The 4,787-nt window shown below is 70.2% G+C and carries 5 protein-coding genes; all 5 read left to right on the top strand.

What is annotated here, in order from left to right:
- Positions 1 to 33 precede the first annotated feature (33 nt).
- Positions 34 to 909 (top strand): ABC transporter ATP-binding protein, encoded by an 876-nt coding sequence (locus VFJ21_13105; GenBank protein HET7408058.1) that lies wholly within the window; start codon positions 34 to 36, stop codon positions 907 to 909.
- On the top strand, positions 902 to 1,660 hold the full coding sequence (locus VFJ21_13100) for an ABC transporter ATP-binding protein (GenBank protein ID HET7408057.1): 759 nt from the start codon (positions 902 to 904) through the stop codon (positions 1,658 to 1,660). Before VFJ21_13105 ends, VFJ21_13100 begins: the two co-directional genes overlap by 8 nt.
- Positions 1,661 to 1,678: 18 nt before the next feature.
- Positions 1,679 to 2,554, top strand: a complete 876-nt coding sequence (locus VFJ21_13095) for a branched-chain amino acid ABC transporter permease (protein ID HET7408056.1) — start codon at positions 1,679 to 1,681, stop codon at positions 2,552 to 2,554.
- A 7-nt stretch (positions 2,555 to 2,561) separates the two neighbouring features.
- Positions 2,562 to 3,740 (top strand): branched-chain amino acid ABC transporter permease, encoded by a 1,179-nt coding sequence (locus VFJ21_13090; protein HET7408055.1) that lies wholly within the window; start codon positions 2,562 to 2,564, stop codon positions 3,738 to 3,740.
- Positions 3,741 to 3,839: 99 nt separating this feature from the next.
- A partial coding sequence (locus VFJ21_13085) for an ABC transporter substrate-binding protein (GenBank protein ID HET7408054.1) occupies positions 3,840 to 4,787 on the top strand: 948 nt, incomplete at its 3' end.

The following is a 4,787-nucleotide window of genomic DNA, read 5'->3' as shown; positions in this document are numbered from 1 at the left end:
CTGATCCTGACCCGATCCCCGTGAGGTGGGCTCGTGACGGCACCTTCCGCGGCACCTGCGGCCGCGCCGACCGCACCGCTGCTCGAGGTGGTCGAAGTCTCGGTCCGTTTCGGCGGTCTGGTGGCTCTCGACGCGGTGTCGGCCACCGTGGCTCCGGGCGAGGTGCTCGGCATCATCGGCCCGAACGGCGCCGGCAAGACGACGCTGTTCAACGTCATCTGCGGCTTCATCCGCCCCGACTCCGGCAACCTGCGCTGGCGTGACAGCACGCTCGGCCGTCACCACCCGCACGACCTGGCGTCGCTGGGCATCGCCCGCACCCTGCAGGGGCTCGGGCTCTTCCCGCACATGACCGCGCTCGAGAACGTCATGGTCGGAGCGACCCGGCATGCCCGGGCCGGATTCTGGTCCGGGCTGCTGGCCCTGCCGCGGTCCGACCGCGACGAGCGGCGGCTGCGTGAGCGCGCGCAGCAGGTCTTGGCGGACCTCGAGATCCCGGACGCCGCCGGGCGGGTCCCCGGCGAGCTGCCCTACGGCGTGCAGAAGCGGGTCGCGCTGGCGCGCGCGCTGATCGCCGAGCCGGACCTGCTGCTGCTCGACGAGCCCGCGTCCGGCCTGTCCGCCGACGAGATGAGCGATCTCGGCACCCTCATCCGGGGTCTGCGCGACCGAATGGCGGTCATGCTCGTGGAGCACCACATGGACCTGGTCATGCAGGTCTGCGACCGCATCACCGTGCTCGACTTCGGCGCCGTGATCGCCACCGGCACGCCGAGCGAGGTGCGTGCCGACCCGCGGGTGCTGGAGGCCTACCTCGGCGTGGAGAACGAGGAGGAGTCGCTGATCGACGAGGCCGAAGTGCCTGGCTCGGAGTCCGAGGTCCCGGGCTCGGAGGCTCACCATGGCTGAGCCCGCCGCGCCCGCCCCTGCCGAGCCGGCGCCGGCGACCTCGGGCCTGCAGATCCGCGGCCTGCTGGCGACCTACGGCGCGGTGCGCGCGCTCGACCACGTCGACATCGACGTGCCGGCCGGTCACATCACGGCCGTGCTGGGTGCCAACGGCGCGGGCAAGACCACGCTGCTGCGCTCGATCAACGGCCTGGTGCGGCCGAAGGCCGGCACGATCACCTACGGCGGCCAGCAGATCTCCGGCCTCAAGCCCGAGAACGTCGTGCGCCAGGGCATCGCCCACGTCCCCGAAGGTCGCGGCGTCATCGCCGAGCTGACGGTGGAGGAGAACCTCCGCCTCGGGGCGCTCTGGCGCGGCAAGCGCAGCGACATGAACGACGACCTCGCTCGGATGTACGACATGTTCCCCGCGCTGGCCGATCGGCGGAAGCGCACCGCGTCCACGCTGTCCGGCGGCGAGCGCCAGATGCTCGTCATCGGCCGGGCCCTGATGAGCCGGCCGCAGCTGCTGCTGCTCGACGAGCCGTCGCTCGGGCTCGCGCCCCGGATCACTGCCCAGATCATGAGCCAGCTCGGCGAGCTGCGCGACCGCGACGGGCTCACCGTGCTGCTGGTCGAGCAGAACGCCCGCAGCGCGCTCGCCGTCGCAGACCACGCCGTCGTCCTCAACCTCGGCCGCGTCGCCGTCGCCGCCCGCGCGAGCGAGCTCGAGGGCGACGAGCAGCTGCGACACGCCTACCTCGGCTTCTGACTCCCGCGGAGGACCCGGATGCAGTTCGTCAACCTGACGCTCACCGGCATCAGCAACGGCATGATCTACGCCGCCGTCGCGCTGGCGCTGGTGCTGATCTGGCGAGCGACCCGGATCATCAACTTCGCGCAGGGCGCGATGCTGATGTTCACGACGTTCGTCGCGAAGGCCGTCATCGACCAGACCGGCAGCTACTGGTGGGGCTTCGTCGCCGCGCTCGCCTGCGGGTTCGCCTTCGGCGCGTTCGTCGAGCTGGTGATCGTGCGCCCGGTGGAGAACAAACCGCCTCTCAACGCGGTCATCGTGACGCTGGGCCTGCTCATCCTCATCCAGGCCGGCGCGGGCATGCTCTTCGGCGTCACGCCGGAGTCGTTCCCGCCGGCGTTCGGCATCCGCGGCTACGTGCTTGACGGGCAGCGGCTGCTGTTCACCTCCACCGACCTGTTCATCGTGCTGTCGATCCTCGGCCTCGCCCTCGTGCTGCTGCTGCTCTTCCGTGGCACGACGCTGGGGCTGCAGATGCGCGCCTCGGCGTTCGAGCCCGAGGTGGCGCGCATGCTCGGCGTACGGGTCGGATGGATGCTCACCCTTGGCTGGGGCCTGGCCGCCGTCGCCGGTGCGCTCGCCGGCGTGCTCATCGCCCCCCAGGTCTTCCTGGGTCCGTACCAGTTCGACCCGTTCCTGGTCTACGGCTTCACCGCCGCGGTCATCGGCGGGCTCGACAGCCCGGTCGGGTCGGTCGTCGGCGGTCTCATCCTCGGACTGACGCTGAGCTACCTGTCGGGCTACGTCGACAACAGCCTGGTCGGGCTCGGCGCGCTGGCCGCCCTGATCGTCGTGCTCATGGCCCGACCCGAGGGCCTGTTCACCCGCACCGCTGCGCGGAAGGTCTGAGCCGCAGATGACGACGGACAACGAGAACGGCGTCGGCGAGCAGGTGGGCGACGTGGCCGGCCCGCGCACCGAAGGTGACGTGGTCGCCCCCGCGCACCGGCGCGGCCCGAGGATCTCCGCCAGCGCGCAGCTTCCGCGCAGCTGGGCCTGGGCCCGGGAGCACACCTTGCTCTGGCACGTGCTCGGCCTGATCGTCGGGCTGGCGCTGTCGTACTGGGTGACCGAGTCCGTCGGACCGTTCCGCAACAGCCAGGTCGCCAACGTCGGCTACTACATCTGCGCGGTCGGCGGCCTCACCGTGCTCGTCGGGCTCAACGGCCAGATCTCGCTCGGCCACGGTGCCTTCATGATGGTCGGCGCCTACACGGTCGCGCTGCTCAGCATCAAGCAGGGGTGGGGCACCGCCGAGACGCTCGTGGCCGCGGTCGTGATCTCCGCCCTGGTCGGCGTCGTGGTCGGCGCGACCGCCGCGCGCCTGCGGGGCCCCTATCTCGCCGGCGCCACGCTGGCCTTCGCCGTTGGGCTGCCGGCCATCACCAACTGGAACAAGGCCGAGGGGTTCCTCAGCGCCGACACCGGGCTGAGCTTTCCCACGCCCAACCCGCCCGGCGGCCTGGCCAACCACATCAACCCGCTCGAGTGGCTGGCCTGGATCAGCCTGATCTCCGCGCTGCTCGTGCTGTTCTTCCTGGCCAACCTGACCCGCAGCCGGGTCGGCCGCAACTTCCGGGCCGTCCGCGACGACGAGGTCGCCGCCCAGCTGTGCGGCCTGAACATCGCCCGCGTGCAGATCACCGCGTTCATCGTCAGCGCCGCGTGCGCGGGCCTCGGCGGTGGCCTGCTGGCGCTGGTCACCGGGCTCGCGGCCCCGGGCGCGTTCACGCTGGTGCTGTCGATCTCGCTGCTGACGGCGGTGATCATCGGTGGGCTCGGCAGCCTCGCCGGCGCGGTCTACGGCTCGCTGGTGCTGGTGTTCCTGCCGACCTGGGCCGACAACTTCGGCGCGTCGCACAACCTGGGCAGCAACATCCGCGCCAACATCCCGATCGCGATCTACGGCGCCGTGCTGATCATCGCCATGCTCGTCTTCCCGCAGGGCCTGCAAGGGGCGCTGCGTCGCCTGCTGTCGCTCGTGACCGGCCTCGTCCGCCGACGGGGCCCGCGCACCGCCAGGCACGGCGGATAACGCGCACGCAACGATTCCGCGCCGGATGTGGCAGACGTCACTCGGGCGTCGATAGGTTCCTCGGCGACGGGCACCCCGCCCGACGAACCGGGAGGTTCCATGCGCAAGACCGCGTTTCGCATGGCCGCCGGCCTGCTCGCGCTCATGCTGGGCGCGGCAGCCTGCGGCGGCAGCAGTGGCGGCAGTGGCTCCAAGTCCGGCAACAACAACAACAACGCCGGCGGCAACGTGCCGGGCGTGACCGCGACGACGATCACGATCGGCAGCCACCAGCCGCTCACCGGGCCGGCCGCTCCCGGCTACAGCGAGATCGCCCCCTCCGCGAAGGCGATGTTCGACTACATCAACAAGAACGGCGGCATCAACGGCCGCAAGATCATCTACAAGTACCTCGACGACGGCTACAACCCCACCAACACCGTCAGCGTGGTGCGTGAGCTGGTCCTCCAGGACAACGTCTTCGCGATCTTCAACGGTCTGGGCACGCCGACCCACGAGAAGGTCGTCGACTTCCTCAACCAGCAGAAGGTGCCGGACCTGTTCGTGGCCTCCGGCTGCAAGTGCTGGAACGAACCCAAGCAGCACCCCTACACGTTCGGCTTCCAGCCGGAGTACACCGTCGAGGGCGCGGTGATGGGCAAGTACATCGCCGACAACCTCAAGGGCAAGAAGATCGCGTACTTCTACCAGAACGACGACTTCGGCAAGGACGGCGTGGAGGGCCTCGACAAGTACATCCCGGCCAGCCAGGTCGTCGCCCGCACCACCTACACGACGTCCAACACCGACCTGACGTCGCAGGTGTCGCAGATGAAGAGCAAGGGCGCCGACGTCGTCGTCTCCTTCTCGATCCCGGCGTTCACCGCGCTGCTGAAGCTGAACATGCTCAAGGCCGGCTGGAACCCGGAGATCTACGTCAGCAACGTCGGCTCCGACCCGGTGACGCTGTCCGGCCTGCTCGAGGCGTTCGCCAAGAAGGGTGGGGCGACGGTCCAGGGCAACCAGCTGATCCAGGGCCTGCACACCAACGCCTACCTGCCGCCGTAC

Source organism: Mycobacteriales bacterium, from assembly GCA_035690485.1.
Classification (GTDB): domain Bacteria; phylum Actinomycetota; class Actinomycetes; order JAFAQI01; family DASSKL01; genus DASSKL01.
This window is presented reverse-complemented; position numbering and strand designations above follow the sequence as displayed.